Source organism: Kitasatospora sp. NPDC127067 (assembly GCF_042724755.1).
GTDB classification, from domain to species: Bacteria; Actinomycetota; Actinomycetes; order Streptomycetales; family Streptomycetaceae; genus Kitasatospora; species Kitasatospora lactacystinica.
This window is the reverse complement of record NZ_JBHXEM010000056.1, coordinates 1-6,490: the sequence shown is the minus strand read 5'-3', so window position 1 is coordinate 6,490 and position 6,490 is coordinate 1. Positions and strand designations below refer to the sequence as shown.

Annotated in this window: 3 protein-coding genes; all 3 read left to right on the top strand. The window is 69.9% G+C overall.

Annotated features, from left to right (window positions below; genetic code table 11):
• Positions 1–743 precede the first annotated feature (743 nt).
• Entirely contained in the window at positions 744–1,637 is an 894-nt protein-coding gene (locus tag ACFWJ4_RS22350; RefSeq protein WP_380546357.1) for a class I SAM-dependent methyltransferase, read from the top strand.
• A 44-nt stretch (positions 1,638–1,681) separates the two neighbouring features.
• Positions 1,682–3,502 (top strand): flavin-containing monooxygenase, encoded by a 1,821-nt coding sequence (locus ACFWJ4_RS22345; RefSeq protein WP_380546355.1) that lies wholly within the window; start codon positions 1,682–1,684, stop codon positions 3,500–3,502.
• Positions 3,503–4,994: 1,492 nt separating this feature from the next.
• Entirely contained in the window at positions 4,995–6,470 is a 1,476-nt protein-coding gene (locus tag ACFWJ4_RS22340) for an FAD-binding protein (protein ID WP_380546353.1), read from the top strand.
• The last annotated feature ends 20 nt before the right edge of the window (positions 6,471–6,490 follow it).

Here is a 6,490-nt window from a genome sequence, read left to right as displayed (position 1 = left end):
CCCGAACACAGCAGAGCCGCCGACCCCGGGAACCAACTGACCCGGCCAGCAACCCAGTCCGACCGGAAACACCGCACAAGGGCGGCATCCAACCGCCCGAACACAGCAGAGCCGCCGACCCCGGGAACCAACTGACCCGGCCAGCAACCCAGTCCGACCGGAAACACCGCACAAGGGCGGCACCCGGCCGCCCGAACGGCACGGCACGGCAGGCACCGGGGGCGGCTGCCCGGGACGGCCGTCCACCCCGGACGGCGTCAAACCCCGGGAGCCTCGGCCCGACTCGGCCGGCACACCGCCCACCGGTCAGCACCCGACCACCCGCCCGCACCGGAAACCGGGTTCAACCGGCACACCGCACCACGGACGGCACCCGGCCGCCCGGCACGGCAGGCGCCGAGGGCAGCGGCCCGACCGATCCGGTCCGGTTCGGCCGGAACCGGACCGGTCCGCACCCGCGGCCCGGTCCCGGCACAGAACACCGCCCGACCGGCCGCACCACAACCGCAACAACCGGCCCCACCGCCGCCACGACCGCCACGGCGGCCCGAGCGGCACCGAGGACCACGCACCACGCACCACGCACCGCGCACCGCGCACCGCGCACCGCGCACCGGCCATCGCGCACCGGCCATCGGGCACCGCAGGCCGGGCCACCCGCCACCGCGCACCGGGCGCCGGCCCCGCCGGCGCCCACCCGTCCCGTCCGAAACCCACCACCGTCAACCGAGGGGCCCCATCCCATGACCACCGTCGAAGCCCGCTCCATCAACCCCGACGTCGAGGCCATCCGCCACCACTACGAGGTCCCCAACGAGCTCTACCGGCTCATCCTGGGCCCCACCATGATGTACTCCGGCGGCTACTGGGAGGACGGCGAGGACCTCGTCGCCGTCCTCGACGAGGCCCAGGAACGCAAGCTCGACGCCTTCACCGACCTCGCCCGCGCCGCCCACACCGACACCGTCCTGGACATCGGCTGCGGCTGGGGCACCATGCTCAACCGCCTCACCACCGTCCACGGCGTCAAGAAGGCCGTCGGCGTCACCCTCTCCCGCACCCAGGCCGACTTCGTCGACGCCCTCGCCAACCCCGCCGTCGAAGCCCGCGTCGAAAGCTGGGAGGACCACCGCCTCGCCGACGGCCAGGCCCCCTACGACGCCGCGTTCTGCATCAACGCACTCGAACACTTCGTGCTCTCCTCCCTCACCCCCAAGGAGCGCACCCAGCGCTACCGCGTCTTCTTCAAGCAGGTCCACTCCCTCCTCAAGCCCGGCGCCCGCTTCGTCCTGCACACCATGACCGTCGAGAACCCCCCGCTGCGCCGCCAGCTCCTGGACGACCTGAAGTTCCTCCAGCGCGAGGAGTTCGAGGGCTGCCACATCCCGCGCCTGCCCGAACTCGCCGCCGGCCTCGACGGCCTCTTCGAGGTCACCGAGATCCGCAACGAACCCGAGTCCTTCGCCCGCGCCTGCCGCGCCTGGCTCCAACTCCTCGCCGCCCGCCGCGACGAAGCCGTCACCATGACCGACGAGACCACCGTCGCCCGCTTCGAGCGCTACCTCGACATCTTCGCCTACACCCTCGAAGACCACATCTTCAACAACTTCCGCGTCACCCTCACCCGCCGCGCCTGACCCCCGGGCCCACCCAGGACACCCGAGAAGAGGACACCGACGCCATGACCACCACCCCCGCCCCCAACCGCACCAACACCCCCACCGCCACCCCGGCGACACCCCCCACAACCCCGGCGGCGGGGGTGACCCCCACCCCCGACACCACCACCGGCGGCGCGACCCGCGGCACCGGCACGACCACCACCGCCGACACCGCCACCACCATCAACGCCGGCAGCACCACGGCCACCACCGCGGGCACCACCACCGCGGACACCGACACCACCACCGCGGGCACCACCACCGGCGCCACGGCCACCGGCACCGGCACCGGCACCGGCACCACGGGCACGGACACCCGCTCAGGCACCACCACGGACACGGCCCCCGCCACCGCCGCCGCCGGCGACCTCGCCGTCCGCCACCTCAAAGTCGCGATCATCGGCGCCGGCATCTCCGGCCTCGGCACCGCCATCGCCCTCCTCAAAGCCGGCATCGACGACTTCCTCGTCTTCGAACGCGCCCACGACCTCGGCGGCACCTGGCGCGACAACACCTACCCCGGCTGCGCCTGCGACGTCCAGGCCCACCTCTACTCCTTCTCCTTCGCCCGCAACCCCGAATGGAAATCCACCTTCGCCACCCGCACCGAGGTCCACACCTACCTCAAGAACTGCGCCACCCGCTACGGCGTCGACCCCCACCTGCGCTACGACCACGAACTCCTCGACGCCACCTGGAACGACACCCACCACCACTGGGACATCCGCACACAACACGGCCGCTACACCGCCCAGGTCCTCGTCACCGGCACCGGCTACCTCTCCGACCCCGCCGTCCCCGACCTGCCCGGCCTCGACACCTTCACCGGCACCGTCTTCCACTCCTCCCGCTGGCGCCACGACCACGACCTCACCGGCCGCAACATCGCCGTCATCGGCACCGGCGCCTCCGCCATCCAGTTCGTCCCCGCCATCCAACCCCACACCGCACACATCGACCTCTACCAGCGCACACCCCCCTGGGTCGCCGCCAAACCCGACAAACCCAACACCCCCCGCCACACCTGGATGCTCCGCCACCTCCCCGGCTACCAACGCTTCCGCCGCGCCTTCAACAAACACGGCCGCGAAATCGTCGCGTTCTTCATGTCCCGCCCCTCCCGCACCACCGGCATGAAGAACATGGCCGCCGGCCACCTCAAAAAATCCGTCCCCGACCCCGCCCTGCGCGCCCGCCTCACCCCCGACTACACCGTCGGCTGCAAACGCCTCCTCTTCTCCAACACCTGGTACCCCGCCATCCAACAACCCAACGTCGACATCATCTCCGACACCATCACCCACATCGGCCCCACCCACATCACCACCACCGACGGCACCCGACGCCACATCGACACCATCATCCTCGCCACCGGCTTCACCGCCACCGACCGCCCCATCGCCCACCTCATCCACGGCCGCCACGGACACACCCTCCACGACACCTGGAACACCCACGGCATGACCGCCCACCGCGGCACCACCATCCACGGCTTCCCCAACCTCTTCATGCTCCTGGGCCCCAACACCACCCTCGGCCACTCCTCCCAAACCGTCATGATCGAAGCCCAGATCACCTACATCCTCGCCGCCCTCAAAACCCTCCGCACCCACCACCTCACCACCCTCGACGTCCACCCCCACGCCCAAACCACCTACAACACCACCCTCCAGAACCGCCTCAAAAACACCGTCTGGAACACCGGCGGCTGCACCAGCTGGTACACCGACACCCACGGCAACAACCCCAACATCTGGCCCACCTACACCTGGCGCTTCCGCCAACAAACCCGCACCTTCGACCTCACCAACTACCAAACCACCACCCACACCACCCCCTAACACCCCACACACCACACACCCGGCGGCACCCGGCGGGCACCCGCCACCCACGGCACCCCGCACACCCACGGCACCCCGCACACCACCGGCACCCGGCGGCACCGGCCCCCGGCCACCGGCGGCACCCGCCACCGGCCACCGGCCACCGGCGGCACCAGCACCCCGCACCCAGCACCACGCCCCCGGCGGCACCCCGGCCACCAGCAGCACATGCCACCCACCGCACCCCGCCACACCGCACCACCAGGACAGGCCGGCCCACACCACAGGCCGGCCCACCCGAACAACACCCAGAACACAACACACCCGACACAGCACCGGCACCAGCACCAGCACCAGCACCAGCACCACGGGCAAGACCCTCAAGACCGGCACAACACACAGGGCCAGCACCACAGTTACACACCACAAAGACACCACCGCACGCAGGACCGCCCGCGCCACGACCCGCAGAACCGGCCCAGACGACACCACCAGCAATGCACACCGGCGGGACCGACCCAACCCGCACCCGCACAACACACTGGGCCAGCAGGTCAGTTACAGGCGGCAGGAACCGCTACAGCACACACGACCGGAACACCCGGCGCAGCACACAGGACCGGCCGCCGGGGCCGGCAGGCAAAGGACCCGGCCCCGCACCAGCACAACCCGCACGACGGCCACCGCCCGCAGAACCGGCAGGACCGACGGGCCGGGGCAGGACCGGACCCACCCGCACCACCGGCACCACCCGCAAGGCCGGTAGGGCCAGGAGAAACGGAACGGCGAGAACAGCAACCCACCACGCCACCGCACCAGTTGGGACCGGGCAGAGCCGGGCCGGAAACGGCAGGCGAAGGAACCGGCCCCCGCACCAACACAACAAGCAGGACCAGCACCGCAGTTGCAGAAGGCAAGAGCACCCCTGCACACAGGACCGCAACGGCCGACAGGACCAGCAGGACCGGAACCACCGACAGGTCAGGCCACGGCCGACAGCACCGGCAGGACCGACGGACCGGGACAGGACCGGCACAACCCGCAAGGCCGATACGGCCGACAGGACCAGTACGGCCGACAGGACCCACTCGACCCCGGCCCGACCCCCAGGACCCACAGAACCGGCCGCACCACGGCCGGCAAGACCCGCGCTGGCGGCACAACCGGCAGGGCAGGCCGATCGAACCGCCAGGCACAGGACCAGCACCACCGGCAAGGACACCGCAGCCGGCAGCACAGACACAACCGGCAGAACCACCGGGCACGGCAGGCCGATCGAACCGGCCCCCGCGTCAACGCCAGCGCAACAGGCAGGACCAGCACCGCCGTTGCACCAGGCAGGAACACCCCTGCACGCACGACCGCAACAGCCGACAGAACCACCAGGACTTCAACCACCGACCGGCCGGACCACCACCGACCGACAGCACCCGCAAAGCCGGCACCCACCACACACCACCCGCACCCGCACCCGCCGGGCCCGCCCACCACCCCGAGGAGACCACCGCGCATGAACCCAACCCCCCTGTCCAGGCGCACCCTGCTCACCGGCGCCGCCGCCACCGTCATCGGCTACAACACCACCACCCGCACCTGGGCCACCACCGACACCCCCACCCGCGGCCGCATCACCCCCCTACCCCCCATCCAAGGCACCCTCACCACCAACCCCACCACCCGCAACACCCACGCCCACGACTTCGGCCGCCTCACCACCAACACCCCCTACGCCGTCCTCCACCCCGCCGGCGCCCCCGACATCGCCACCATCATCGACTTCGCCCGCCGCAACAACCTCAAAGTCGCCATGAACGGCCAGAGCGGCACCGGAAACGACCTCGAATCACACTCCAACTACGGCCAGGCCGGCGTCGCCGGCGGCATCAGCATCAACGCCCGCGCCCTCAACCGCATCCACACCATCACCCCCACCAACGCCACCGTCGACACCGGCGTCACCTGGGCCCAACTCACCGAAGCCACCCTCGCCCAGAACCTCACACCCCCCGCCCTCACCGACTACCTCCACCTCTCCATCGGCGGCACCATCAGCATCGGCGGCATCGGCTCCACCGTCCACAAACACGGCCTCCAGGCCGACACCGTCGAAGCCATCGAAATCGTCACCGGCACCGGCCGCATCCTCACCGCCTCCCCCACCCGAAACCCCGACCTCTTCCACACCGCCCTCGCCGGCGCCGGCCAAGTCGGCATCATCACCAAAGCCACCCTCAAACTCGTCCCCGCCCCCCAAAACGCCCGCATCCTCACCCTCACCTACACCGACCAACACACCTTCCTCACCGACCAACAAACCATCCTCAACGACGGCCGCTTCCCCTCCCAAGTAGGCGAAATCCTCATCCAACCCAACGGACAACCCCCCCACTACAAAATCGAAGCCGTCACCCACTACAACGACACCACACCCCCCAACCCCACCCCCCTCCTCACCGGACTCAACCCCACCACCACCACCATCACCGACCAGACCTACCGCGAATACACCTACCGCGCCGACACCTTCGCCGACACCATCAAAAACCTCGGCTACTGGAACACCCCCAAACCCTGGCTCTCCCTCTTCCTCCCCGCCACCACCACCCCCACCTTCCTCAACCACACCCTCCCCCAACTCACCCCCGACGACATCGGCCCCGGCCTCCTCCTCTGCTACCCCTTCCACACCAACAAACTCACCCACCCCCTCGCCATCACCCCAAACGAACCCACCGCCTACCTCTTCGACCTCCTCGCCTTCCCCCACCCCACCACCAACCCCACCACCCACCTCACCCGCAACCGCAACCTCTACAACACCGCCACCCAACTCGGCGCCAAACGCTACCTCGTCGGCGCCATCCCCCACATGACCCCCACCGACTGGCAACACCACTACGGCCCCCACTGGACCACCCTCACCAACGCCAAAAACACCTACGACCCCACCCACACCCTCACCCCCGGCCACAACATCTTCCCCTAACCCCAAAACACACCACACAC

Excerpts from the sequence above, each read along its gene's own strand:
- ACFWJ4_RS22345 (WP_380546355.1), top strand. The coding sequence starts at position 1,682 with ATGACCACCACCCCCGCCCCCAACCGCACCAACACCCCCACCGCCACC.
- ACFWJ4_RS22340 (WP_380546353.1), top strand. The coding sequence starts at position 4,995 with ATGAACCCAACCCCCCTGTCCAGGCGCACCCTGCTCACCGGCGCCGCC.
- ACFWJ4_RS22350 (WP_380546357.1), top strand. The coding sequence starts at position 744 with ATGACCACCGTCGAAGCCCGCTCCATCAACCCCGACGTCGAGGCCATC.